Genomic DNA, 24,414 nt, shown 5'->3' with positions numbered 1-24,414 from the left:
GGCCCGGCCTGGGCGGGCGGGCCCTGGGTGCGCGGCACGGTGTACAGCAGCGCGGCGTGCAGCCGCTCCTCGCTCGTGGCCGGGCCGGTGCGCAGCAGGAAGACGCCGGGCAGGAGCTGTTGCCACGGGCCGCCGGGCCGGCAGCGCTCGGCCGCGGCCGCCCCCGGCACACCGTGCTCGCGCAGTTGACGGGACGTCAGGACGCGGTGCCGGGCATCGGAGAGGTGGTGCAAGGGGCGCGGGGACAGCGGAGGGAGGGGAGTGTCGGGGTTCATGCCCCGGCCATTCCCGCCTGCCGCCCGCCCACTAACCCCTGTTACAGGCCCGTAGGCAAACCCGGACAACTCTGTCCTAAAGTACGGGCGTTCGAGTGCCGAAAAGGTTCGGCGCGGCCGGTGGAGCAGGCGCACTCCACCGGCCGCGAGCTTTCAGCCCTCGCCGTGCGCCGCCACGTCGCACGCCTGCGCCCGCAGCGCCCGCGCCAGGTCGTCGCGCGACTCCAGCACCAGCCGCCGCAGCGCGGGGGCCGCGTCCGGGTGCCCGGCCAGCCACTCGTCCGTCGCCTCCAGCGTCCGCGGACCGTCCTGGAGCATCGGGAACAGCCCCCGGACCACGGCCATGCCGATCTCGATGGACCGCTCCCGCCACACGCGCTCGATCACCTCGAAGTAGCGCCGCGCGTACGGGGCCAGCAGCTCGCGCTGGCCCGGCTGGTCGAAGCCCGCGATGGTGGCCTCGGCCAGGGCGTTGGAGAGGGTGTCGGACTCCACGACCGCCTCCCACGCCTCCACCTTGACGTCGGCGGACGGCCGCGAGGCCAGGCAGCGCACCTGGTGGCGCTTGCCGGAGGCGGTGTTGTCCCGGCCCAGCTCGGCGGTGATCGCGGACTCGTCGGCCGCGCCGCGCGCGGCCAGTGTCCCCAGGAACGCCCAGCGCAGCTCCTGGTCGACCTCCAGCCCGTCGATCTTCCCGGAGCCGTCCAGCAGCCCGCGCAGCAGCTGCAGGTCGGACTCGGTGCCGGCGAGCTGGGCGAAGAAGCGCACCCACGCCAGCTGGTGGCCGCTGCCCGGCTCGGCCTGCCGCAGCTCGCGCAGCGCGCGGTCGGCCAGGGACCGGCCGCCCCGGGTCCGCCACCGCGGGGCCGCGTAGTGCACCAGGGCGGTCCGCGCCCATGTCTGCACCATCTGCAGGACACCGATCTCGGTCTCGTTCCCCGCGAACCGCTCGACCAGGTCCAGGAAGTCGCGGGCGGGCATCAGCCCGTCACGGGTGAGGTTCCACAGCGCGGACCAGCACAGGGCCCGGGCGAGCGGGTCGGTGAGGTCGCCGAGGTGCTTGCGCAGGGTGGCCAGCGAACCCTCGTCGAAGCGGATCTTGCAGTACGTGAGGTCCTCGTCGTTGACCAGGATCAGCTCGGGCCGCTCCGCTCCCACGAGCTCGGTGACGACCGTGCGCGGCCCGGCGACGTCGACCTCGGCGCGGGCGTAGCGCACCAGCGCGCCCTCGTCGTCACGGCGGTAGAGGCCCACGGCCACCCGGTGCGGGCGCAGCTCGGGGTGCGAGGCGGCCGCCTCCTGGACGATCGCCAGCTCCGTGATCCGGTCGGTGGCGCCGTAGGTCGCCAGCGGAGTCAGGGAGTTGACGCCGGCCGTCTGGAGCCAGGCCCGCGACCAGGCGGTCATGTCGCGGCCGGAGGTCTCCTCCAGCACCGACAGCAGGTCGGTCAGACGGGTGTTGCCGTAGGCGTGGCGCTTGAAGTAGCGCCGGACGCCTTCGAGGAAGGCGTCCCGGCCCACGTAGGCGACGAGCTGCTTGAGGACCGAGGCGCCCTTGGCGTAGGTGATGCCGTCGAAGTTGAGCTTGGCGTCCTCCAGGTCACGGATGTCGGCGGTGACCGGGTGGGTGGAGGGCAGCTGGTCGGCGCGGTAGGCCCAGGACTTGCGCTGGTTGGCGAAGGTGATCCAGCCGTTCTCGAAGCGGGTCGCCTCGACGAGGGAGAACGCGCCCATGAAGTCGGCGAACGACTCCTTGAGCCACAGGTCGTCCCACCACTCCATGGTCACCAGGTCGCCGAACCACATGTGCGCCATCTCGTGCAGGATGACGTTGGCCCGCCGCTCGTACGACGACTGCGTCACCTTGCCCCGGAAGACGAACTCCTCGCGGAAGGTGACGCATCCGGGGTTCTCCATCGCGCCGATGTTGTACTCCGGCACGAACGCCTGGTCGTACTTCCCGAAGGGGTACGGGTAGTCGAAGTGGTCGTGGAAGAAGTCCAGGCCCTGCTTGGTGACGGTGAAGATGTCGTCGGCGTCGAAGTGCCGGGCCAGGCCCTTGCGGCACAGCGCGCCCAGGGGGATGTCCAGCACGGTGCCGTCGTCGAGCGTGCGGCTGTAGTGGTCGCGCACCACGTGGTACGGGCCGGCGACGACGGCCGTGATGTACGTGGAGATCGGCTCGGTCGGCACGAAACGCCAGGTGGTGCCGTCGGCGTCGGCCGGCTCGGGCTCCCCGGCCCGCTCGCCGTTGCTGAGCACCGTCCAGCCGGCGGGCGCGGTCACCGTGAAGGTGAAGGGCGCCTTCAGATCCGGCTGCTCGAAGTTCGCGAAGACGCGGCGCGCGTCGGCGGGCTCGTACTGGGTGTAGAGGTAGACCTCGCCGTCCTCCGGATCGACGAAGCGGTGCAGGCCCTCGCCGGTGCGGCTGTACGCGCACTGGGCGTCCACGACCAGGACGTTCTCGGCGGCCGGCGCGTCGAGCGCGATCCGCGACCCGTCGAAGACGGCCTTCGGGTCCAGCTCCTCGCCGTTCAGGGTGACGGAGGTCACCGACGGCGCCACCAGGTCCGCGAACGTCGCGCTCCCGGGCTCGGCACAGCGGAAGCGGATCGTGGTCACCGACCGGAACGTACGGGGCGCGGGGCCCGCTCCGACCGCGGACCGCAGGTCGAGCGCCACGTCGTAGGCGTCCACGGCCAGCAGCCGGGCCCGTCCGCGGGCCTCCTCACGGGTCAGGTTCTCACCGGGCACGAAGCGGCTCCCTCGGCTTTGTCTCGTATCTCGGACACATCAGGAATCATGGCACGGGGTGTCGCTGTTGAATCGTCCAGTGACCAGCTCGTATGAGGAGATTCGCGTGAGCGCACCCGAGAAGACCGTCGCAGACTTCTGGTTCGACCCGCTGTGCCCCTGGGCCTGGATGACCTCCCGCTGGATGCTGGAGGTCGAGAAGGTCCGTCCGGTCGAGGTGAACTGGCACGTCATGAGCCTGGCCGTCCTGAACGAGAACAAGCTGGACCAGGTCCCCGAGGACTACCGCGAGATGCTGCGGACCACGGCGTGGGGCCCGGTGCGGGTGTGCGTCGCCGCCGCGCTCAAGCACGGCCCGGACGTCCTCGGCCCGCTCTACACCGCGCTCGGCACCCGCTTCCACGACCAGGGCCTGCCGCGCGACCACGACACGATCGTCGCCGCGCTGGAGGAGGCCGGACTCCCGGCGGAGCTGGCGGACGCCGCGCACTCCGACGCCTTCGACGCGGAGCTGCGCGCCTCCCACCAGGAGGGCATCGACAAGGTCGGCGAGGACGTCGGCACGCCGGTCATCGCGGTACCGGGCGCGGACGGCGAGCAGATCGCCTTCTTCGGCCCGCTCGTCACGCCCGCGCCGAAGGGCGAGGCGGCGGCGAGACTGTGGGACGGCACGCTGCTGGTGGCGTCGACGCCGGGCTTCTACGAGATCAAGCGCACGCGCACGGTGGGGCCGATCTTCGACTGATGGGCCACCCCAGCCCGTCCGGCGTTTGAGGACACCGGGGTCCAGGGGCGGAGCCCCGGTTTCGGGAAGGGGCGGGGTGGGGTGCATGCCGTCTGAACGCGCGCCCCGGCCCAAGCTCCCTTAGTGTCCCCCTATGGGCAGCACCGATGTCTCCTGTCCGCTCGGCCGCGACGGCGGCCGAGCGGACATGGACCTGCCCGGCAAGGGCTCCGGCCCCCGCCACGCCGAGCTGCCCGTACGCCCGTACGACCTACTGCTCCGTGCCGCCTGCCGCACCCTGCCCCCCTTGTGCTCCGCGCTCCGCCTGCCGCAGGCAGCCGGCACCCTGCGGCACTACCTCCGCGGCACCGGCACGCCCTACCGCGTGGACGCCGCCGAGCTGCTCGCCCTTCCGGCCGTACGGTCGGCCGCCGAGGAGCAGCTGGACCGCTGGCGGGCCGAGGCGCTCGCACGCTGGCGCCCCGGACCGCGCACCCCGGCCGCCTACCCCGCCGACAGCGGCTGGCGCGGCGTGCCGCTCGCCCGGCGGGGGAGCCGCGACTGGTGGCTGGCCCTGCGCGGGATCGATTACCGGCTGACGGGCACGGTCCGGGTGGACGCGGACGGCGGCACGGCCGCCGATTACCGCTTTGCCGTGCAAAGGAATTGGACTCCGTTCGCAGCCTTCGCCCGGCTCCACGAGACGGGACTTGCCCGTGAATTCACAGTAACGGGTGAGGCGTTCGGGCACGTCTGAGAGGACTCCGAGTCGACGGTTGACGAGCCAGAACCGGCTTTCACTTGCAAAGCCGATCTTGAGCCATGAAGGACGTGGCGCCACGTCCGCACCAACGGACTGGTGTGCTGTGAAATCATGACGGACGATAGCCGGGCGGGTGAATCCGCGTCCGGCATCACGACTACCTCGACTTCACCGAGCCGCTCGGTCGGCATCTTGCGGGCGGCACGATTGCCGGGTCGAACTCTCACGGCCGGGCGGGTCCGCCGATACTTGTTGGCTGAACCAGGTGTCAGTCACCCGCGGTGCCGCGCCTGCGAGCAGTATGCGCTAGCCAGTCCTGATCCTCTGGACAGGTTCCGCTTCGCTTATCCCGTTGATGCGTCGGAATGTCGGCCCTTGCCTCGCCCGATTCCGGTGGGCCTTCAGCTGCAAGTAGAGCTCGCCTATCGCGGCCTTCAGGTCGGCGATTTCAGCGAGAAGGGATTCCTCGTTCACGGTGTGTCCGCATGCGGGCTCACCACGCAGGTTCCGTGTACCACCGTCGACGAACTGCTTTCTCCAGTTCCGTATCGCCTGCTCCGATACTCCGGCGCGTTGCGCCGCCCGGCAGATTGTGATCTGTCCGGACAGCAGCTCCGAAACAAGCTTGATCTTTTCTTCTGTTGGAATGGCAGGCGGCCTGGGCATCTCAACTCACCTTGTTGCTGACTGGTCCCTTCAGGCGGCGGCGTCTGGAGCTGCATGAAGAGGCGTCCGGCAGGTGTGGCAGCTGGTGTCGGTCTGCTCTGGCGGCGTTCCTGCAGCAAGGCGACTCTGTCCGTCGCATATTTCCCCCACGGTCAGTCATCCGTCTCATGTTTCCCCCACGGCTGGTCAATCGAAAGCGCATCTGGATGGTCAGTCGAGAGCGACTCTCAGCTTGATCCAGATCATGGCTTCCGTGCAAACCGACATATCTCTTTTATTATTACAAACCGCCCTACCGGGATGGGAAACTAACTCGATTCTTTGTGAAGGTTTGTGGGTCTATGGTGCCGCGCATGGAACTGCCGACGTACACGAGCACCCTCGCGAATGGGATACGGCTCGTCATTCAGGAAGTGCCAGGACCGCCAGTCCTGGCCGTGGTTGTGCAATATGGCGTGGGATTCCGCAACGAGCCGGAAGGGCGGTCCGGATTCGCCCATTTGTTTGAGCACATGATGTTCCAGGGCAGCGCCCACGTCCCTCCGGAGGGCCACTTCTCGCTTGTTCAGGCGGCTGGCGGCACGGTGAACGGAAACACCTACCAAGACCACACCGAATACCACCAGATCATTCCCGCATCCGCTCTGGACCGCATCCTTTTCATGGAAGCGGACCGCATGCGGTCGTTGGAAATCACCGATACCAAGCTGCGGACTCAGATCGACGTCGTCAAGGAGGAAATCCGCTCCAACGTCCTGAACCGGCCCTACGGTGGATTCCCCTGGACTGTGCTCCCGAAGGCCCTTTACTCGAAGTGGTCGAACTCCCACAACGGGTATGGCGACCTGGACGACATGGCCGCCTCCACGGTGGCCGACTGTGCCGACTTTTTCGACCGTTACTACACACCCGCGAACGCTGTGATCTCGTTGTGCGGCAGCATCGACCCGTCGCAGGCCGAGGATGCGGTCCAGCGGTACTTCGGCGACATCCCCTACCGCGCCACCGCAGCGCCACAGGACCTGACCGAACCGCCCCCGATGCAACCGTGCGTCATCGCTCGCGAGGACCGGTTGGCGCCGAAGGCGGCCACCGCCTTCGGCTACCGGCTGCCGAAGGCACAGACAGAACTAACCGACTACGCCGCTCATATGGTCCTGTCCACCCTTCTCACCGACGGTCACAGCGGACTGCTGAAGAACCGCATCGAGGACGTCTCTTCCGGGTGCGGCCTGTTCGGCCCCCTCAAATGCGCCGGACCCGACACCGCCCTGATCGTCGCAACCCATGACGAGGACCGGCGCGACGAGACCGCCGCGACGATCGAGTCCACTCTGACCCGTGTGGCGGACGGCGACGTCGACCACCAATCGGTCGAGGTCGCCGTGGATCGCGCCGGCTCGGCGCTGTACCGGTCCATGGACTCTCTTCTGTCAAGAGCGAGTTCCGCCGGCTGCGGAGAGCTGCTCTTCGGTGACCCTCGCATCATGGCCGCGTTGGCCGGTTGCCTCGCCCGTGTCGATTCCCGGGCCGTCGCCGACGCCGCGCGAAGGATGGCCGAACAACCCACGGCTGCTGTGCACCTGACCTGCTCATGAAAGGCCGACCCGTGACCCTCCTCCCACCACAGACCGCGATACCCGAAGTCGCTCTCCCCCCGATCGCCTCAGCCGACACACCCGGGGGCCTTCAGATCACGGCCGCCCAGTACGCCATCACCCACACTGCCAACATCTGCTTGAGCATCCCGCACAGCCCCGTCGACTCCGTGGATCACGCGCGCAGCGAGGTGCTGGCTGCGGCCCTGGACAAGAGCCTCTCCGCCCGTCTGGTCCCCACGGGAGCCGGGGTGAGCGTGCACCGCGTGGCGAAATGGTTCACCATCGCGATCAACACGCCCTCCCGCCACCTCGCTCGTGTCCTGGAGTGCCTCGCGGAAGCCGTCGTCGCGCCTGGGATCGGCCTCGATGATGCGGCATGGGCAGTCCGCACCATCACCAGCCGCATTCCCATGCAGGCCGCCCAACCGCACACCGATTCGGCCGTGGCTCTTCTGACGCATCTGTATGGTCGCCTGCCCGCCGCCATGGAACCGGTGGCACGCCCCGAGCAGGCCGCCGCCGTCAGCGCCGCAGACCTAGCGGAGCACCACAGGGCCACGATCGGAGCCAAGGGGGCCTTCCTGGTCGTGGTCGGCGAACACGACCCGCAGACCACCATGGCGCTGTGCCGCCGCTACTTCGACCCACTGCCGGCCACCAACCTCGACCGCGGCCCCACCTGCCCGCCCCCGACGATCGGGACGGTCACGGCCGTCGAACGATCCCAGTGGAGTCAGACGCACATCCGGCTGGCCGCATCCGGCATCGACCGCGCCGACGACCGCCACCTGCACGTCTCCCTTGCCAATGCCGTCTTCGGAGGCTACTTCTCATCTCGCCTCACGCTGGGCCTGCGGGAGAGGGAAGGGCTGGCCTACCGGGTCCAGGCCATGCTCGGCGATCACCTCGACAGACCGATGATTCTCATCGAGGCCGACACCGCTCCGCAGCAGGCCGCGCACACCACCCACCGGATCCTGTCCTACCTGCGGCAGATGGCCGCCCAGCCGGTGACTGGTGAGGAGGTGGATCGTGCACGCCGTTTCATGACCGGCACCGCATTGATCGCCATGTCCTCTCAGATCGGCATCACCAGCATGCTCAGCACGTCGCTAACCTACGGTGATCAACCCGAGGGGACAGCCGAGTTGGTGGAAAAACTCGACAATGTCAGCACTGCTGACGTGCGGGCGGCCGCGGCGGAGTTCTATGACCCCGACAGGTTCACCGGCGTCGTCGTCGGCAACACCGAAGCCGTCAGGGAGGGACGAAGTGTTTGAAGTCCCCCAGTTCGCGCCACCGGTTTTCGGCGGCAGGCGACTGCTCTATGTTGCCACCGGCTCGCTGTCGGCGATGTTCACCCCCATGTGGCTGCACTGGATCCGTGAGAACTACCCGGACGTGGATCTGAAGGTGGTCATCACCCCTTCGACAACCAACTTCACCGGCCTGTCGGCCCTCACAATGATGGGCAGGACCGAAGTCATCCGGGACGTGTGGCCGGAAAGCCCGAGCACGGCCATTCACGTCGAGCTGGCGGAGTGGGCGGACTCGGTCATCGTGCACCCGGCTACTTTCTCGTTCATCTCCCGCTTGGCGGTCGGCCTCGCCGACAGCCCTGCCATGCTCGCCCTGCAGTGCACTGGTGCGCCCATCGCCATCGCTCCCGCGCTCCCCGGTGGCGGCGCTGAATCACCCGCACACCGCCGACACCTGCAGTTGTTGAAGGACCGACCGAACATCACCGTCGTACCTGGCACCAAGGGAATATCGGCTACCACCGGGCGACTCGGGCCCGAGACCCCGGCGCAAATCCAGACCGTGGTGGCGATGCTGGAGAAGGTCCGCCTGCGACTCGAGATGGAACGATCATGACTGACTGGACCGAACGGTTCGAGACAGGCTATTTGTCCACCGTCATCACCCGCACCGCCAACGCCTACCGATGGACCCACCGTGCAGGGACGGATCGGCCGCTTCCCATGGTGGCCCCTACCGACGCGTTCAGCCGCGCGGCAGGACAGGCAAGCCGCCGTGGCGTACGTTTCGTCCTGCCGTGGGTGGAGACCGCAACCGACGGCAGTGTCGCGCTGGCCTACCGAGGTCCGGGCCCGCGATCACTGGCGGCCATGCTCATCGCCGGTGAGAAGCCGGCTGACGCCGCCGGGCTTCTCGCCGACGCCTCCGGGTGCCTGAGCGCCTTCCACGCCCCCGTGCCCGACGGCATGGCCACGCGGGCCCCGCACGGTATCCACCGGCTCACCGGGTGGATGGACGCCTCGGACGGCCCCCGCGCGGCGCCCGCGTGGCACACGCTGCTGCGCCGCAGCCTCGGTGACGAGCGATGGTGCCGAATACGTGCATGGTGCGAGGAATTCGCCAGGCCCCAGCAGCCCTACATCGTCCATGGGGCGGCAGGGACCGGCGTCATCATCCCCAGTGCTGACAACCTCCTGCAGGCCGGTTTCCTGGCGGGTTCGGAAGAGGCAGCATCGCACCGCGAGTTCGACCTCGGCTGGCTCCTCGGCGAACTCCATGAATCGGCTGCCCTCGACGACCAGGACCCGGTGTACCTGGGTGAGTTGCGCGACGCGTTCGTCTCGTCCTACGAAGGCAGGATCGACGAACGCCTGCTCCGCATCGCCACCACACTTCGGGTGATCATCCACGCTCACGACTTCGCCGCTTACCTGGGCTGGAGTCGTGACCTGCAAAACTACACAAAAATTATTGTCGAGTTGGTGGACACCGAAGGTCGCTGCGCGTTCGGTGCGGCCGCACAGCGCTGATCACTCAATCCACGGTCGGATAGCTCAAACTTCTGCGTTTCTTTTCCCGATGGGAAATCGCCTGCGCCTCGTTACAGTGCGCACGGCCTGTTGATCAACAATGTCCCGGGGGGACCCTCACGCATGCCCGAAACCGTGTCGTTCAGCCGCGACCTCATACGCGGCCACAAAGGGAAGCTCGCCACCGCCCTCGTACTCGCGGTGTTGTCGACCGCTGCAACCCTCTGCGTCCCGTGGGCGGCCAAGAAGCTCATCAGCGCCCTGCAGACTCACGACGGTCTGGTGAGCGCGGCGCTGCTGATGGGCGGCTCGGCGATGGGTGCAGCGATCACCCAGGCCTTCTCCTCCTACCTCCTGGAGCGGATGGGGGAGACGCTCATCTGGCAGCTGCGGGGCAAGGTGATGAACCACGCGCTCCGTATGCCGCTCGCTACTGTGCGAGCCGAAGGGCCGGGAACGCTCGTGGCGCGGGTCACCTCCGACGCGATACTGATGCGCTCGATCGTGGACGTGGGAGTTGTTCAACTTCCCATAGCCGCCACCACGGTAGCGGCCACGATCGGCGTAATGATCTACCTGGACTGGTTGCTCGCCGCCGTCACCATCGGTGTGTTCGTGCTCGCCGGTATAGCCATCGGCTTTGTCCTGACGCGGGTGCGTCGAAACCTGATCGCCCGACAGAACCAGCTCGGTGATCTCGCACAGGACTTCACCGCGACGCTCGGCGCATTGACCACGATCAAGGCCTCCCGCGCGGAGAAGAGCACAGGGAAGCGCCTGTCGGGTGCCGCCGCAGTGCTCCGGGACAACGCGTTCACCGGTGCCAAGCTCCAGTCACTTCTCGCGCCGACCATGGGGCTGGGACAGCAGGCCGCACTGGTATCAGTGATCGTCATCGGCGGTGCCCGAATCTCCGACGGACACCTGTCGGTGGCATCCTTCGCCGCCTTCCTGCTTTATCTGATGCAACTCGTCGCGCCCGTCACGTTCGCCGTAACCGGGATCAACCAGCTCCAAGCCGGTATGGCTGCGAAGGGACGTTTCAACTCGCTGCTGGCGATGGCCCAGGAACCATCGCGCACCAGCGACGATCCGGCCGTCGACGACGGGACGGCAGTGCGCTTCGACGCCGTCCATTTCTCCCACACGGCAGGTCAACCAGCCCTGTCCGGCGCCAGTTTCAGCGTTCCGAGTGCAGGACTCACCGCGATCGTCGGCCCATCCGGCGCCGGCAAGACCACCGCTCTGGCCCTGATCGAGCGCTTCCACACGCCAGAGTCCGGCACGGTCAGCGTGCTGGGCAGGCCGACGACCGCTTGGGAACTGTCCGAGCTGCGCAACAGCCTGTCCTACACCGACCAGGCGTTCACCCTGCTGGAGGGCGCAGTCCGTGACAACCTCACACTCGGTCACGAGTCCCCACCCACCGACGCCGAAATTCTCTCCGCCCTGGACGAGGTGGGCCTGGCGGAGGCCGTACGGCTGCTTCCCGATGGGCTGGACACGGTCATCGGCCGTGAGAACGACCTGTCCGGCGGGCAGCGCCAGCGCCTGGCGCTGGCCCGTATGTACTTGTCCAACGCTCCCGTGGTCCTGCTCGACGAGCCCACCTCGCAGTTGGACGCTGTCAACGAGGTGCGGCTGCGCGACGCCATCGCCGCCATCGCCAAGAGCAAGGCCGTGATCGTCGTCGCCCATCGACTGTCCACCGTCCAGGACGCCGACCACATCGTCGTCATGAGCTCCGGAGACGTCACGGCCGCAGGAACCCACATCGAGCTGATGGACACCTGCTCCACCTATCGCGAACTGGTCGAATCACAGGAACGCACATGACCGAATCCGTCATCGAGGCTCGTGGCATCACGATGCGCTACGGCACCACCGATGTCCTCAAAGGCATAGACCTCACCGTCACCACTGGGGAGGTGATGTGCCTACTCGGCCCCAACGGCGCCGGTAAGTCCACCACGATCGAAATCCTGGAAGGTTTCCGCAACAGGTCGGCGGGTGAGGTCCGTGTCCTGGGCGCCGACCCGGCCGACGCCGATGGCGTCTGGCGCAACCGGATCGGCGTCGTCCAGCAATCCTGGCGCGATCACGCCACCTGGAAGGTCGCTGACCTGATCAGGCATTTCGCCCGTTATTACACCAACCCCTACTCGGCCGATGAACTGCTCGACCTCGTGGGCCTGTCCGCGAAGGCGGGCCAGCGGTTGGCAACCCTCTCTGGGGGCCAGCGCCGACGCCTCGACGTGGCGCTCGGCATCATCGGCCGCCCCGAGCTGCTGTTCCTAGACGAACCGACAGCCGGGTTTGACCCCCAGGCTCGCCGCACCTTCCACGACCTGATCGCCACCATGCGTAACAACACGGGGATGTCGGTGGTGCTCACCACCCACGACATGGCCGAGGCCGAGCGGCTGGCCGACACCGTCGCCATCCTGATCGCCGGACGCATCCGCGTCTGCGGCGCCCTCGACGAACTCACCCACGCGGTGACCGAGAAGTCCCTCGTTCGCTGGACCGCTCCCGACGGCACGAGGTGCGAGGAGAACACCGCCGAGCCCGAGAAGCTGGTGTACGAGCTCACCCGAACCTTTGACGGGCCGATACCAGGTCTCCAGGTGATCCGCCCAACCCTGGAGGACACCTATCTGGCCCTGGTCCGTGAGCAGGAGACCACGTGAACAACCGGCTACGACGCATCCTCGCCACCGGGTGGAACCGCGGATGGCTTCTGATCAAGAACGCCGCCTTCTCCAAACTGGAACTGTTCGGCCTGATCTCCGGCCCTGCCGTTCTGCTGTTTTTCGCCTCCCAGCGGTCCGGGACTGTCGCCGGCACCGGGGTCGAGCTGTCCCTGCTGATGATCACCGGCGGGGTGGCGATGTCGGCCGCGATGGAGGCGCTCGTCTCCACCCCCGGCATGATCGGCACGGACCGGGAGGACGGAACCCTGCTGCGCCTTCGCGGGACCCCTGACGGGATGCCCGCCTACCTCCTCGGGCGCTTCATCCATATCGTCGCCCGAGCCGTGGCCGCCGCCATCCTGATGTTGCTGGCGGGCCGTATGTTCTTCGACTCGCCGCTCCCGCAGACCCCCGAGCGCTGGCTCACGTTGGCCTGGGTGCTGGTGCTGGGAATAGCCGCGACCGTTCCCCTCGGCGCCGTGCTCGGCTCCTTGTTGCCCTCGGCCCGCGCGGCGGTGCTTCTCCAGCTCCCCGTCTACGCCGTGATCATGCTGTCCGGGATTTTCACCCCGTTCACTGCTCTGCCCAAGGACCTCCAGTACGTCATCGAGGTCTTCCCCGTGAAGTGGATGGCCCAGGGCATGCGTTCGGCGTTGCTGCCGGACCAGATGCTCGCGGTCGAGAGCGGGCACTCCTGGCAGCGCCCCCTGGTCGCACTCGTCCTGGTCGCATGGGCCGTTCTGGGCGCGTGGGCGGCGCCCAGGCTCATGATGCGCGTCGCCCGCAAGGAGTCCGGATCAAAACTGGCGGCCCGACAGGACGCCGCAACCCAACGAGGGGCCCTCTGATGGACGTATCCCTGCTCTATCCCACCCAAGTCGAGCGTCCAGCACAGCTTTTGCCGTTCGCGCAGACCGCACAGCGCCTCGGTCTCAGTCGGTTGTGGACCGGCCAGTCCCTCAGGGTGGAGACGCACCAGGTCTTCTCCTATCTCGCCGGCGCCGGGGTCCGCATGCCGCTCGGGTCCGCCGTCAGCCTCTTTCCGCTGCGGCACCCGATCGACGCAGCCGTGCAGGCGCGCGGCGTCGCTGCCATGACCGGACATTCCTACGTCGCGGGGTTCGGTCCGGGCGGTACGGGCTTCCAGGAGGGGGCCCGCGGCGAACGGTTCGCCAAACCGGTGGCCGCGACGCGCGAGTTCCTCGACGTGACGCGACGACTGCTGGACAACGAACCGGTGGTGCACGAGGGCGAGCATTATCGCTTCGGGTTCGGGCTCGAGCCCTTCGACCACCCGCCGGTGCACCTCGGCGCCGGTGTCCTGCGTCCCGGCATGGCTCGCGGGATCGCTGGATCGATCGATGTGGCCATCACCTGGATGACGCCACCGGAGTATGTACGCGACCAGATCATCCCGGCCCTGGCGGAAGGTGCCGCGAAGGCCGGGCGCCCGACCCCACGGGTCGCCACGGTCGTCCACGCCGTACTGGACGGTCCGGGACGCAATATCACCGAAATGGCGCTGAAGGTCGCAGCGGGGCACTTGTCGATGGCGCATTACACAGACATGCTGCGCCGCGCCGGCATTGACGCCCACGCGGACGACCCCGAATCCGGTGCCAAGGCAATCGTGGACGCCGGGCTCTTCGTTCACGGAAACCCCGACGCGGTGGCCGAGCAGCTTGACCGGCACCGGGAGTGCGGCATCTCCGAAATCATCATCAACCCCGGCGGGACCCTCGTCACGTCCGGCTTCGCGGCCGCGATCCGCGACGTCACGCGGATCGTCGAAGCCCTCCAGGCTCTTTAGCCCAGATACTCGAGAAAGGACCGATACCGTGTCGGACAATGATATGACGCGCATACGCGTCGAACCGGTCGGCTTGGACAAGAATCCGCAGGTCAACCAGCTCCTGGAGGGGCTGGGACTGGGCAGGCTCGAAGACGCTGAGGTGACCTCCTACCGAGGTAGGAACGACAACTGGGCCGGTGTCACCACCAGCGGGCGGTCTGTGTTCGTCAAGCAGATCCTCGGCGAGTCCGGCGACATACAGAAGCGCATCCATCACCTCGCCGCCTTCGCCGCCCTGATCCAGACCCAACCCCCGAAGCACTTCGCCACCCCGCAGCTACTCGGTTACGACCTCAACCACCGAATCGTTGTCCACGAGCACCTAGCCGACACCGTCTCCGGATCCGAGCTCGCCGCCGACGAGAAGTTCACCGAAGAGCTGGCGACCCGTTGCGGGCGAGCATTCGCCGAACTCCATACCATTCCCGTCGAGCCTTATCAGGCCGACTCAGGGGCCAGCCCCTTCCCGCCCAAGGACGACCTCAAGGCGATCCCGGGATCCGGCTACGCGAACCTGTCGGCCGGAGCGATCGAGGCATGGGCCTTGCTGCACTCCGACACCGCAGTGGCCGAAGCCATCTCCGATCTGGCCGACGAAGCCCGACGATACCGCTCGCCCGTCCACGCCGACCTGCGGATCGACCAGATCATGGTCGATTCCCAGGACGAGATGTACGTGATCGACTGGGAGGAGTTCCGCCTCTCCGACCCTGCCCGCGACATCGGGGCCTTTGCCGGTGAATGGCTGTTCAAGGCCATCAATAACATTCCCAGCCAGATCAGCAAGCACCATTCCGAGCAGGCCGAATATCAGGCCACCGACCAGGAGATCGTCGAGAACGGCACAGCCGAACTCGACCGGCTCAGACCGCTCATCGCCGCCTTCTGGGTGGGCTACACAACAGCCAACCCGGCGGCTGGCGAAGAACTCGCGGTGCGCTCGGTGCGCTGGGCTGGATGGCACATGTTCGATCGCATGCTGGCCATCGCCGACCAGTCCGGGCGCCTCCCCGCCGCCTCCCGCGCCGCTGCGGGCATCGGACGCAATGCCCTGCTGTTCCCGGAGCAGTTCACCACGACCCTCGGACTGGATGCCGCATGATCCCCGCCGCCGTATCTGAGATAGCCAAGCGCATCACCATCACTGCCGACTCTCTCATTGCCACTCTGGACGGGGAGGAGGTCACCGCAGACACCGCGTCGGGACTGTCCGGCCAACTCGGCGCGTTGATGTACACACGCATTCACGCCGGAACGCCCAAGGGCGACAGTGATCTGGCGCCCCGCAGGGCGCGTGACTTCGCCGCCGAGGAACTCATCGCGGTCCACACCCCCCACCAAGAGACCATCGTCACCGCCACCGTCGCGTCCGAGCCGGTCCACAACACCCAGGTGGTCACCCTCGGCGGCGTACGCATTCGGGTCAGTGCGGACAAGGTCATCCAACGTGATGGGGAGACGGTCAAACTGGCCTTCCCATCTCACCGACCGGCGTTGTCCACGGGTTTCTACCTCGTGGAGTCCTCGGCGGAGAACAAGGTCAGCCCCGGGCTGCTGCGTCTCTACCTGCACTGCGAGGACCTCGACTCAGCACTCGTCACCTGGAAAACCGTGTTGACGCACCTGGAGGAGCGGAAGGCGGTCTATCGGGCGAAGGTCCTCTCGGCCGCACTCGCCTACCCGCGGCGTGACGCGATCGTGATCTACCTGCCACCACAGTCGTGGCAGTACGCACGGACGATTGCAGATCTCGCTCCCGAACTGGCACTGTCCGAGCAGGTGTCGCCGATCACTCACCGGCTCGCGCCCGGGATCTCGGCCGCGTGGGAGCCGGACGACTCGCGCCCGCACATGCAGCGCCTCAGTTTCGGCCAGCACCGTATGAACATCATCGCTGCGGCCCTGGTGGGCCAAGCCCTTGGCGACAACGGGATCACACCGGACGAAGCCGTCTACGAGGCGTTCATCGACAACGGCATCGACCCGACCAGCCCGGCCCGGAACCTCTCCTCGCCGCCGCTGACCGAACTCGCGATGTTCTGACCCGCCCGTGGCCACGCCATACGACTCCAATCGAAGGGGCCGGCCGCACTCCCTTCCCACCGAAGAGAAGGTCAAAATCGTCCTCAGTGTCCTTTCTGGAGAGGAAAGCGTTCAACAAGCGGCCCTGCGTTCCCACGTCTCCGAACAATCGGTGTGGAACTGGCGACGGCGCTTCATCGAAGCCGGACACATGGGGCTGTGCGGCGAGGTCGTCCAAAAGAAACCCGAGGACGATGCCGAGGAACAACACCAGCTCATCGAACTGAAGATAGCTCTTGGGGAGATCTACCTGGAGCTGTTCAGGCTGCGGTCACAGAGCACCGACGCGGCTCGCGAAAAGCTGTGACGGCAAAGGGCCAAAGTAACGATTTTCTGTACTGGCACCGGCCGCTGTTACACATATCCCCGAGGCCACCGGATCCGCAGGACCGATGGTCCGATCCACTTCGACCCGCAATGCAGAGAAGGAGTTCCATCGTGGACACCAACAAGCTGATCTCCGGCTACACCGCCTACACCACCGCTGAGGTCTTCGGCGCCTCCCACCGCGCCGACGCCCCGGCCACCACGCCGTCGATCGTCACCGCCTCGTCGCCCGAGTGCTCCGTGGTCGTCAGCGGTGCGGTCTCCGGCTTCCTGACCAGCGCCGGCGCCACCAAGACCTGGGGCTGCTGACAGCATCCCGGGGCATCGCCCGACCGCTGGCGGAACCTCGCAGGGCCCGCCGCCCGGCTGCTGAAACCGGCAGCCATCACATCCGAGAAGGAGCAGGGAACATGACCAACGACCTCATCGCCGGCTACACCGCTTACACCAGCGCTGCCGAGTTCGGCGCCGCCAGCACCGCCGACGCCCCGGCCAGCACGCCGCTGGCGTCGGTGGTAGCGTCGTCGGCCTGGTGCGGTCCGGCCGCCTCGCTGGTCTCCGGTGCTGTCGTGTCGGCCAGCGCCCACTGGGGTTGCTGATCCACTGAGCGGGCCTTGGAGACGGCGGATGTGCACGGAGAAGGTGAACACTCCGCCCCTTCCATGAAGAGGCGCTCAACCCGTGAGGGGCACCCATGGAGAAGATGGGTGCCCCTCACGGCGTTCATGGGGCACTGTCGGTCGCAGGCTTGTCCTCGGGCCAGACCACGTCTGCGGCCATCTTCTGCAGGGCCGCCACATGTCCGGCGAATGCCGTGCGCCCCGTGCACGTCAACGACAGCCAAGTGTGCGGCAAGCCTCCCACGAAGCTCTTGTGCACCGCGACAAGACCTTCCTTCCGCAGTCCGGCCACATGCTTCGACAGCAGCGAGTCGGACAGCTCCAGGCGATCGCGGACGCTGCGGAACTGCGCCGAGGCGCAACCCGACAGCAATGCGACGATCTTCAGCCGAGTGGGCTGGAGGAAGGCCTCCACCAGCACCGCTTGGTGCTCGGTCACTTCTTCCGCAGCCACTCGCGCACTCCCGGGTAGACCCAGCCGAGAATCCCGGCGAGCATGACCGCCCAGCCGAGTCCGAATGTGAAACCGGCCGCGACCTCGACTCCCATCACCGCGAAGGAAAGCCACATGAGGCCCCAGCGCTGATTCATCGTCAAGCCGCCGCCCGGCAACGCCAGGATCCCGCCTCGCTTGGCGAAGAGTATGGCCGTGGCGACGACGCCGGCGGTCGCCACGGAAGCGACCACGATCAACGGGACCATCCACTTGCTCCCGCTGAGCAACAGCGATCCACCAAGGCTGAACGCTGCGACGCTGTAGAGGCTTCCGGGGACGACGACCGACCAGGACGACTCGTCCTTGTGGGAGAGCTTCTGGGCACGGTCGATCAGGTCGAGGGCTTCACTGGTGTTCATAGTTGAATGCTAGGCAAGTACTTGAATAGTCGTCAAGTGCCCATAGCTTCGCCGGCCCGGGAGTCCGGTGGGGAGCGTCTTGTCGGCCGCTACTGGCAAACTGCAACGGGATAGGGAAAGGCCCCCGCGCGAGTCGACCGCGCGGGGGCCTTCCTCGTGCCCGCCGCGTGAAGGGTGAGAAGACGATCACGAGCAGGCCGTTCGAGGGGTGTTACGGGACCAGCAGGAGGTTGCCCCGCTCCTTGGCGGCCGTGAAGCGCTTGGCCACGTCCTGCCAGTTGACGACCTGCCACATGGCCTCGATGAAGTCCACCTTCTGGTTCTTGTACTGAAGGTAGAAGGCGTGCTCCCAGGCGTCGAAGACCAGGATCGGGACCGAGCCCTGGCCGACGTTGCCCTGGTGGTCGTAGACCTGCTCGACGAGCAGGCGGCCGCTGACCGGCTCGTAGGCGAGGACGCCCCAGCCGGAGCCCTGCGTGGTGGCCGACGCCTTGGTCAGCTGCGCCTTGAACTTGGCGAAGGAGCCGAAGGACTCGGCGATGGCGTCGGCGAGCTCGCCCACGCCGTCCTTGTCCAGGGGCTCGCCGCCGCCGTCACCGGTCATGTTCTGCCAGTAGATGCTGTGCAGGATGTGGCCGGAGAGGTGGAAGGCCAGGTTCTTCTCCAGGCCGTTGATCGCGCCCCACTGGTCCTTGTCACGGGCCTCGGCGAGCTGCTCCAGCGTGTCGTTGGCGCCCTTGACGTACGCGGCGTGGTGCTTGTCGTGGTGCAGCTCGATGATCTTCGCATCGATGACCGGCTGCAGCGCGGCGTAATCGTAGGGGAGTTCAGGAAGTGTGTAGATGGCCATGCCGAGCCCTCCGACTGCTTATTGCAATTAACTTGCAAGTAGACGCTACCAGCAAGAGCATCCGATAAGCCGTCATGGCCCCCGTATCTGACGCGTCTCGGACCAAAGACCGAGGCGGGGTAGGTCCTGGAGTCCAGGACCTACCCCGCCTCTGTGGGGGGTTCGATGGTGGTACGTCAGTTGGTGAGGCTGCCCTTCGTGGCGACCATGCGCTGGCGTACGTATCCGATGAGCGCGAGCGCGCCCGTGAGCCCGGCGGTGAAGTACAGCTGGACCCGGGTGTCCTCCTCGCGCAGCATCAGCGCGAGCACACCGACGATCGCGGCCAGCGCCACCCACGTCAGGGCCGGGAACAGCCACATCCGCACGACCAGCTTCTCCGGGGCCTCCTGCTCCAGCCTGCGGCGCATCCGCAGCTGGGTGACGGCGATGAAGCCCCACACCACCAGGATCGCGGCGCCGGTCATGTACAGCAGCCACTTGAAGACGGTGTCCGGCCACCAGTAGCTCAGCAGCACCGCGAAGAAGCCGAAGGCGGAGGAGGCCAGCACGGTCAGGCGCGGCACGCCGCCGTAGGTGCGGGCCAGGAAGCGGGGACCCTCGCCGCGCATGACCAGGGAGTGCGACATGCGGGAGGCGCCGTAGATGTTCGCGTTCATCGCGGAGAGCAGGGCGATCAGCACGATGACGTTCATGATCTGCCCGGCGGCCGGGATGTCGAGGTACTTCAGGACCGCGACATAGGGGCCGTCGGTGATCACCGACTTGTCGTTCCACGGGATGACGGTGACGACGACGAGCATCGAGCCGACGTAGAAGAGGGCGATGCGCCACATCGCCGTGCGGACCGCCTGGGCGACGCCCTTGACCGGGTGCTCCGACTCGGCCGCCGCGATCGTCACCGTCTCCAGGCCGCCGTAGGCGAAGACCGAGGCCAGCAGGCCGGCGGCCAGGCCGTTGAGGCCGTTGGGGACGAAGCCGCCGTGGCCGGTGAGGTTGTCGCCGCCCGGCGCCGCGGTGCCCGGCAGCATGCCCAGGACCGCCAGCACGCCCAGCACCAGGAAGACACCGATCGCGGCGACCTTCAGGGTCGCGAACCAGAACTCGAACTCACCGAAGTTGCCGACCGCCGCCAGGTTCGTGGCGCAGAAGACCGCCATGAAGAGGAGGACCCACATCCAGGAGGACGTCGAGGGGAACCACGAGACCATGATGGCCGCCGCGCCGATCGCCTCCACGGCGATGCCCACGCACAGTTCCACCCAGAACATCCAGCCGGCGGTGAAGCCGGCCCAGGGGCCTATCGCCTTCTCGGCGTGGACCGAGAAGGTGCCCGAGGCGGGATTGGCCGCCGACATCTCGCCCAGCATCCGCATCACGAGCATCACCAGCAGCCCGGATACCGCGTACGCGAGGACGATCGCCGGGCCCGCGGCGGCGATGCCCGCGCCCGAACCGACGAAGAGGCCGGCGCCGATCACACCACCGAGGGCGATCATCGACAGATGGCGCTGCTTGAGGCCGTGCGACAGATCCGTGCCGCCCGGCGCCTGGCCGGTGACCTCGTCGCGCGGGGGCGCGGAGGTCGCAGGTGTCCGAGTCATGATCGTGTGTGTCCCATGGGGTGAGAGCGGAAAAGTTGCCTCAGTGTGGGGGTCATGTTCGCTCAGGACAACACTTCTGACGCAGCTGTCCGATATTCAGACGGCGGGGTTACTGTGCGTACCTGACATCTCGCCAGAAACGATGAGTTTCCGGCGTCCGGTCAGCGGACGCGACGCAGCCGGAGCTCGCGCAGCCACGCCACCGCGAGCACCGCGCCGGTCGCCGCGGCCGACCACAGAAGCTGCGGACGCGCCCCGTCGTCGGTGAGCATGAGCACCAGCACGCCGGCCATCGCGGCCAGGGCGACCCAGGTCAGATAGGGGAAGGCCCACATCCGCAGGGTCAGGCGCTCCGGCATCTCGCGCTCGATGCGCGGCCGCAGCCGCAGCTGCGAGGCGGCGATCAGGCCCCAGACGAAGAGCAATACCGCACCCACGGCGTTCAGCAAATAACGGAAGATCGAATCCGGCCACTCAAGATTGAGTATCACCGAGGCGAAACCGAAGGCCACCGAGGCCAGCACCGCCCGGCGCGGCACCCCGCCGCCGGACACCTTCAGCAGCGAACGCGGCGCCTCGCCGCGCTCCGCCAGCGAGAACACCATCCGCGACGAGCCGTAGAGGTTGGCGTTCAGCGCGGACAGCAGCGCCACGAACACCACGATGTTCATGATCTGCCCGGACCCCGGCACGCCGACGTGGTCCAGGACCGCCACGTACGGGCTCTTGCCCGGCTCCATGGAGGACCAGGGCAGCAGGGTCACGATGACCAGCATCGAGCCCACGTAGAAGAAGAGGATGCGCCACACGGCGCTGCGCACCGCCCGGCCCACCGCGCGCGCCGGGTCGTCGGACTCCGCGGCCGCGATCGTGACGACCTCCAGGCCGCCGAAGGCGAAGACCACGGCGAGGACGCCGGAGACCACACCGCTCCAGCCGTTGGGCAGGAAGCCGCCCTGCCCGGTGAGGTTGGACAGGCCCACGGCGCTGGTGTCCGGCAGCACGCCGAAGACGGCCAGCAGGCTCAGGCCCAGGAAGAGGATGATCGCGCCGACCTTGAGCGCCGCGAACCAGAACTCGAACTCACCGAAGTTCTTCACCGCCGTGAGGTTGGCCGAGGTGAAGACCACCATGAAGATCAGCACCCAGCCCCACTGCGGCACCGAGGGCACCCAGCCGTGCGCGATCTGCGCCGCGCCCGTGGCCTCCACGGCCAGCACGACCACCAGCAGGAACCAGTAGAGCCAGCCCACCGTGAACCCGGCCCAGCGGCCCAGGGCCCGCTCCGCGTGCACGGAGAAGGCACCCGACGCCGGCATCGCCGACGACATCTCCCCGAGCATCCGCATCACCAGCATCGCGAGCGCGCCCGCGATCAGATACGACACGATGATGCCGGGACCGGCCACGGCGATTCCGGCGCCGGAACCGACGAACAGACCGGCCCCGATCACTCCGCCCAGCCCCAGCATCGTCAGATGCCGCTGCTTGAGCCCGGCCGACAGGGGTTCCGGCTCGCCCGCGAGGGGCTCCGCGGCAGTCGATGCGTCGTGCATGGGTTCGTACTCTCGGATCCGTGCGGTGGGTCGCAGTAGCAAAGGAGACTGCGGCAATGCCCCAGACTCTCCCGGCCGGGTGGCCGACGCCAAGCTCCGCCGCTCCGTCGTGACCAGCATCACGTGTAAACGGGGAACGTTCGCGATCGGCATCCACCTGGCGTGCCCCGGCGTCCTTCCGGCGGCGGAACTCTCCAAAGCCGGGCGGTCCGGCTTGTCATCGCCACCCGGTGCCCGCGCCGCCACGCTCGGCTAACGTCGCGGTGTCCTTGTCCTTGTTCACCCCCGGAGTACCGATGGCCACCGCTGCCCCTGTCACCCGGACCGGTACGGTCCTCGCCGATCTGCTCCCCGCCTCGACCGCCGGCCGCGCCCGCGTCCGCGACGCGGCCCTGATCCTCGGCGGCGCGGCCCTCACCGGTCTCACCGCCCAGATAGCCGTCCCGGTCCCCGGCTCGCCGGTCCCGGTCAGCGGCCAGACCTTCGCCGCGCTCCTGGTCGGCACCGCCCTCGGCGCCCGCCGCGGCTTCCTCTCGCTCGCGCTGTACGCCGTGGTCGGCATGGCCGGCGTGCCATGGTTCGCCGAGGCCCGCTCCGGCGCGGCCTTCGCCTCCTTCGGCTACGTCCTCGGCATGATGCTCGCCGCCACCGTCGTCGGCGCCCTCGCCCGCCGCGGCACCGACCGCTCGGCCCTGCGCACCGCGGGCACGATGGTCCTCGGCTCCGCGATCATCTACGCGGTCGGCGTGCCGTACCTCGCGCTGTACGCCCACATCTCCCTGACCGACGCGGTCGCGGCGGGCCTGACGCCCTTCCTCATCGGTGACGCCCTGAAGGCCGCCCTGGCGATGGGCGCGCTGCCGGCGGCGTGGAAGCTGCTGGGCCGCCGCGGCTGAGTCCGCCTCGATCCCGTACGGGCCCGCACCCCTGGCGACAGGGTGCGGGCCCGTTCTACCGCCCGCGGCGGCGAGCGCCCTGTGGGCGCGTCCTCCAACTCCCCCAGCTACCGCTGGGAGGTGCCCCCAGACGGGCCGGTTCGGGCCGAGCCCAGCCGCATCGAGCCCGTCCGGCGATTGAGGACACCGCCGCGCAGCGGTGGTGCGCACGACACGGCCCGCAGCGCCCGCTCACATGATCCGCCGGACACGGCCTAATGCCGACCGCGCCGACGGGTCGTCAGCCAGATGCCCGCGGCGCCGGCCGCCAGCAGAGCGGCGGCCAGGGCACCCGTCCCGACGACGGAGGAGGACGGTCCGGTGCGCGGCAGCTCGCTCGGGGCCTCCTTGCCCGGCGTGGTGGGCGCGGTGCTCGACGCCGCCGGACCGCCGCCGGCGCTCCGGCCGGGGGTGGCGGCACCTGTGGCGGCCCCCGTGCCGCCCGTCGCGCCGCCGGAGGCCGGAGGCGCGGAGGTCCCCCCGGCACCGGGAGACGTGGCCGCGCCGGACGGCACGTTCTTGGTGCCGAGCAGCAGCGGGGTGTCCGGCGCGTCGGAGCTCGTGTCGGTGGTCCCGAAATGGACGGGTCCCTGCTGCCACAGCAGCGTCTTGGTGTCGCCCAAAGTGACGGGAAGGCAGATTTGCCCGACATTCCTCAGGTCGAAGTTGCCCGTTACCTTAAAGGCGCGGCTCCCGCCCGCCGCGAGTTTATCGATGGTGCACGCGAACGCGCTGTTGGACCCCGGCGGCAGCTGTCCGGCCGGCAGGCTGGAACACCCCTCGACCGAGGTGATCCGCAATCCCTTGAAGCCGACGACGGACAGCCGGATCCCACCCGTATCCCTGGCCCCGTCATTGCGCACCGTGGCGGTCAGACTCGTGTTCCCCGACTTCTTGTTCACGGATATCTTCGTGGGCAGCGCCGTGCTGACCTTGTACCCCGCCGGCGCGCTCGGCCCCGGACTTCCGCCCTGGCCGCTGCCCGGCGTCGGCTCGGCCGCGAACGCGCCGAACGGCACCAACAGCACCACCGACACCCCCGCGAGCACCACGGAACGCCTTCGCTGATTACTTCGGAACATTTTCGCTCCCCCCTATCTCCACTCCCTGCAGAGGTATTTGAATAGGTACCACAAGATTCCAATGTCCGAAGGGTGCGGAAGGCTAATTCCGCAATGGGGGCGGGCCTGGTGGGGAATTCGGGTGGAGAGATGCAGGGGCGACTGGTGGTGGGTCGCTACCGGCTGCTGGAATTGATCGGACGCGGGGGAATGGGGCGGGTGTGGCGCGCCACCGACGAGATTCTCGGCCGGCCGGTGGCGGCCAAGGAGATACGCATCGACGGTCTCGTCGGCGAGGGGAGCGCGGTCCAGCGCGAGCGCAGCCTGCGCGAGGCGCGCGCCACCGCCCGGATCGACCACCCCAACGTCGTCCGCGTCTACGACGTCGCCGAGGAGGGCGACCGCCT

At 67.9% G+C, this 24,414-nt stretch carries 24 protein-coding genes and 2 pseudogenes; 17 read left to right on the top strand and 9 right to left on the bottom strand.

Translation table 11 applies throughout. The features are described from left to right. Together J7E86_RS24630 and pepN are read right to left on the bottom strand one after the other, a co-directional pair. A pseudogene (locus J7E86_RS24630) lies at positions 1-275 on the bottom strand (hypothetical protein); the annotation flags it as partial. 153 nt (positions 276-428) lie between these two features. Beyond that, the gene (gene pepN, locus J7E86_RS24625; protein WP_215084308.1) at positions 429-3,029 is read right to left on the bottom strand and encodes an aminopeptidase N; all 2,601 of its coding nucleotides are present in this window, start codon (positions 3,027-3,029) and stop codon (positions 429-431) included. 106 nt (positions 3,030-3,135) lie between these two features. Between pepN and J7E86_RS24620 the strand changes: the two genes are divergently transcribed. Both J7E86_RS24620 and J7E86_RS24615 read left to right on the top strand, forming a co-directional pair. After that, positions 3,136-3,774: a DsbA family protein gene (locus J7E86_RS24620; RefSeq protein WP_308312722.1), complete on the top strand. Its 639-nt coding sequence runs from the start codon at positions 3,136-3,138 to the stop codon at positions 3,772-3,774. Positions 3,775-3,907: 133 nt separating this feature from the next. Further along, on the top strand, positions 3,908-4,510 hold the full coding sequence (locus tag J7E86_RS24615) for a hypothetical protein (protein ID WP_215084306.1): 603 nt from the start codon (positions 3,908-3,910) through the stop codon (positions 4,508-4,510). 312 nt (positions 4,511-4,822) lie between these two features. Here J7E86_RS24615 and J7E86_RS24610 read toward each other — a convergent pair whose 3' ends face one another. Beyond that, positions 4,823-5,182: a transposase gene (locus J7E86_RS24610; protein WP_215084304.1), complete on the bottom strand. Its 360-nt coding sequence runs from the start codon at positions 5,180-5,182 to the stop codon at positions 4,823-4,825. Positions 5,183-5,535: 353 nt separating this feature from the next. On the opposite strand from J7E86_RS24610, the gene J7E86_RS24605 reads away from it, so the two are divergent. The 13 genes from J7E86_RS24605 to J7E86_RS24545 all read left to right on the top strand — a co-directional run bounded on the left by J7E86_RS24605 (position 5,536) and on the right by J7E86_RS24545 (position 17,125). Beyond that, the gene (locus tag J7E86_RS24605; RefSeq protein ID WP_215084302.1) at positions 5,536-6,780 is read left to right on the top strand and encodes a pitrilysin family protein; all 1,245 of its coding nucleotides are present in this window, start codon (positions 5,536-5,538) and stop codon (positions 6,778-6,780) included. 170 nt (positions 6,781-6,950) lie between these two features. Then, complete coding sequence (locus J7E86_RS24600; protein ID WP_215084300.1) at positions 6,951-8,063, top strand: pitrilysin family protein; 1,113 nt, start codon at positions 6,951-6,953, stop codon at positions 8,061-8,063. Further along, a complete protein-coding gene (locus J7E86_RS24595) occupies positions 8,056-8,658 on the top strand; it encodes a flavoprotein (protein WP_215084298.1) in 603 nt (200 codons plus the stop codon). Before J7E86_RS24600 ends, J7E86_RS24595 begins: the two co-directional genes overlap by 8 nt. Next, positions 8,655-9,572 carry a hypothetical protein gene (locus tag J7E86_RS24590; protein ID WP_215084296.1) on the top strand — a complete coding sequence of 306 codons (918 nt, stop codon included), beginning with the start codon at positions 8,655-8,657 and terminating at the stop codon, positions 9,570-9,572. Before J7E86_RS24595 ends, J7E86_RS24590 begins: the two co-directional genes overlap by 4 nt. Before the next feature lie 123 nt (positions 9,573-9,695). Further along, complete coding sequence (locus J7E86_RS24585) at positions 9,696-11,408, top strand: ABC transporter ATP-binding protein (protein ID WP_215084294.1); 1,713 nt, start codon at positions 9,696-9,698, stop codon at positions 11,406-11,408. Continuing rightward, complete coding sequence (locus tag J7E86_RS24580) at positions 11,405-12,262, top strand: ABC transporter ATP-binding protein (protein WP_251019620.1); 858 nt, start codon at positions 11,405-11,407, stop codon at positions 12,260-12,262. Before J7E86_RS24585 ends, J7E86_RS24580 begins: the two co-directional genes overlap by 4 nt. Continuing rightward, positions 12,259-13,113 (top strand): ABC transporter permease, encoded by an 855-nt coding sequence (locus tag J7E86_RS24575; RefSeq protein WP_215084293.1) that lies wholly within the window; start codon positions 12,259-12,261, stop codon positions 13,111-13,113. Before J7E86_RS24580 ends, J7E86_RS24575 begins: the two co-directional genes overlap by 4 nt. After that, a complete protein-coding gene (locus tag J7E86_RS24570) occupies positions 13,113-14,075 on the top strand; it encodes an LLM class flavin-dependent oxidoreductase (RefSeq protein WP_215084291.1) in 963 nt (320 codons plus the stop codon). The genes J7E86_RS24575 and J7E86_RS24570 overlap by 1 nt, the downstream gene beginning before the upstream one ends. A gap of 28 nt (positions 14,076-14,103) precedes the next feature. Beyond that, positions 14,104-15,219, top strand: coding sequence for a class V lanthionine synthetase subunit LxmK (gene lxmK / locus J7E86_RS24565; RefSeq protein ID WP_215084289.1), 1,116 nt, complete (start codon positions 14,104-14,106; stop codon positions 15,217-15,219). Next, positions 15,216-16,160 (top strand): T3SS effector HopA1 family protein, encoded by a 945-nt coding sequence (locus tag J7E86_RS24560; protein WP_215084287.1) that lies wholly within the window; start codon positions 15,216-15,218, stop codon positions 16,158-16,160. The genes lxmK and J7E86_RS24560 overlap by 4 nt, the downstream gene beginning before the upstream one ends. 7 nt (positions 16,161-16,167) lie before the next feature. Further along, positions 16,168-16,506, top strand: coding sequence for a helix-turn-helix domain-containing protein (locus J7E86_RS24555; protein ID WP_215084285.1), 339 nt, complete (start codon positions 16,168-16,170; stop codon positions 16,504-16,506). 131 nt (positions 16,507-16,637) lie between these two features. After that, positions 16,638-16,835 carry an LxmA leader domain family RiPP gene (locus J7E86_RS24550; RefSeq protein WP_308312721.1) on the top strand — a complete coding sequence of 66 codons (198 nt, stop codon included), beginning with the start codon at positions 16,638-16,640 and terminating at the stop codon, positions 16,833-16,835. A 101-nt stretch (positions 16,836-16,936) separates the two neighbouring features. Next, the gene (locus J7E86_RS24545; protein ID WP_215084281.1) at positions 16,937-17,125 is read left to right on the top strand and encodes an LxmA leader domain family RiPP; all 189 of its coding nucleotides are present in this window, start codon (positions 16,937-16,939) and stop codon (positions 17,123-17,125) included. Between the two features lie 124 nt (positions 17,126-17,249). Here J7E86_RS24545 and J7E86_RS24540 read toward each other — a convergent pair whose 3' ends face one another. From J7E86_RS24540 to J7E86_RS24520, 5 genes are all read right to left on the bottom strand, one after another. Then, on the bottom strand, positions 17,250-17,600 hold the full coding sequence (locus J7E86_RS24540; RefSeq protein WP_308312720.1) for a transcriptional regulator: 351 nt from the start codon (positions 17,598-17,600) through the stop codon (positions 17,250-17,252). Next, positions 17,582-18,001, bottom strand: a complete 420-nt coding sequence (locus J7E86_RS24535) for a hypothetical protein (RefSeq protein ID WP_215084279.1) — start codon at positions 17,999-18,001, stop codon at positions 17,582-17,584. The genes J7E86_RS24540 and J7E86_RS24535 overlap by 19 nt, the downstream gene beginning before the upstream one ends. Positions 18,002-18,212: 211 nt before the next feature. Continuing rightward, a complete protein-coding gene (locus tag J7E86_RS24530; protein WP_215084277.1) occupies positions 18,213-18,851 on the bottom strand; it encodes a superoxide dismutase in 639 nt (212 codons plus the stop codon). Positions 18,852-19,027: 176 nt separating this feature from the next. Next, complete coding sequence (locus tag J7E86_RS24525) at positions 19,028-20,455, bottom strand: amino acid permease (protein ID WP_215084275.1); 1,428 nt, start codon at positions 20,453-20,455, stop codon at positions 19,028-19,030. 161 nt (positions 20,456-20,616) lie between these two features. Then, the gene (locus tag J7E86_RS24520; protein ID WP_215084270.1) at positions 20,617-22,011 is read right to left on the bottom strand and encodes an amino acid permease; all 1,395 of its coding nucleotides are present in this window, start codon (positions 22,009-22,011) and stop codon (positions 20,617-20,619) included. A 296-nt stretch (positions 22,012-22,307) separates the two neighbouring features. Between J7E86_RS24520 and J7E86_RS24515 the strand changes: the two genes are divergently transcribed. After that, positions 22,308-22,907 carry a biotin transporter BioY gene (locus J7E86_RS24515; RefSeq protein ID WP_215084268.1) on the top strand — a complete coding sequence of 200 codons (600 nt, stop codon included), beginning with the start codon at positions 22,308-22,310 and terminating at the stop codon, positions 22,905-22,907. Positions 22,908-23,161: 254 nt separating this feature from the next. Here the strand turns inward: J7E86_RS24515 and J7E86_RS24510 are convergent, their stop codons facing one another. Beyond that, entirely contained in the window at positions 23,162-24,028 is an 867-nt protein-coding gene (locus J7E86_RS24510) for a hypothetical protein (RefSeq protein ID WP_215084266.1), read from the bottom strand. Positions 24,029-24,217: 189 nt separating this feature from the next. On the opposite strand from J7E86_RS24510, the pseudogene J7E86_RS31370 reads away from it, so the two are divergent. Beyond that, positions 24,218-24,414, top strand: a pseudogene (locus J7E86_RS31370) (serine/threonine protein kinase); the annotation flags it as partial.

The organism is Streptomyces sp. ISL-11, assembly GCF_018614525.1.
Classification (GTDB): Bacteria; Actinomycetota; Actinomycetes; order Streptomycetales; family Streptomycetaceae; genus Streptomyces.
Note: the sequence above shows the minus strand (reverse complement) of the source record. Positions and strands in the feature narration are given on the sequence as shown.

Coding starts and splice junctions, on each gene's coding strand:
- J7E86_RS24615 (WP_215084306.1), top strand. CDS start 3,908: ATGGGCAGCACCGATGTCTCCTGTCCGCTCGGCCGCGACGGCGGCCGA.
- J7E86_RS24610 (WP_215084304.1), bottom strand. CDS start 5,182: ATGCCCAGGCCGCCTGCCATTCCAACAGAAGAAAAGATCAAGCTTGTT.
- J7E86_RS24605 (WP_215084302.1), top strand. CDS start 5,536: ATGGAACTGCCGACGTACACGAGCACCCTCGCGAATGGGATACGGCTC.
- J7E86_RS24590 (WP_215084296.1), top strand. CDS start 8,655: ATGACTGACTGGACCGAACGGTTCGAGACAGGCTATTTGTCCACCGTC.
- J7E86_RS24585 (WP_215084294.1), top strand. CDS start 9,696: ATGCCCGAAACCGTGTCGTTCAGCCGCGACCTCATACGCGGCCACAAA.
- J7E86_RS24580 (WP_251019620.1), top strand. CDS start 11,405: ATGACCGAATCCGTCATCGAGGCTCGTGGCATCACGATGCGCTACGGC.
- J7E86_RS24570 (WP_215084291.1), top strand. CDS start 13,113: ATGGACGTATCCCTGCTCTATCCCACCCAAGTCGAGCGTCCAGCACAG.
- J7E86_RS24560 (WP_215084287.1), top strand. CDS start 15,216: ATGATCCCCGCCGCCGTATCTGAGATAGCCAAGCGCATCACCATCACT.
- J7E86_RS24545 (WP_215084281.1), top strand. CDS start 16,937: ATGACCAACGACCTCATCGCCGGCTACACCGCTTACACCAGCGCTGCC.
- J7E86_RS24535 (WP_215084279.1), bottom strand. CDS start 18,001: ATGAACACCAGTGAAGCCCTCGACCTGATCGACCGTGCCCAGAAGCTC.
- J7E86_RS24530 (WP_215084277.1), bottom strand. CDS start 18,851: ATGGCCATCTACACACTTCCTGAACTCCCCTACGATTACGCCGCGCTG.
- J7E86_RS24525 (WP_215084275.1), bottom strand. CDS start 20,455: ATGACTCGGACACCTGCGACCTCCGCGCCCCCGCGCGACGAGGTCACC.
- J7E86_RS24520 (WP_215084270.1), bottom strand. CDS start 22,011: ATGCACGACGCATCGACTGCCGCGGAGCCCCTCGCGGGCGAGCCGGAA.
- J7E86_RS24515 (WP_215084268.1), top strand. CDS start 22,308: ATGGCCACCGCTGCCCCTGTCACCCGGACCGGTACGGTCCTCGCCGAT.
- J7E86_RS24510 (WP_215084266.1), bottom strand. CDS start 24,028: ATGTTCCGAAGTAATCAGCGAAGGCGTTCCGTGGTGCTCGCGGGGGTG.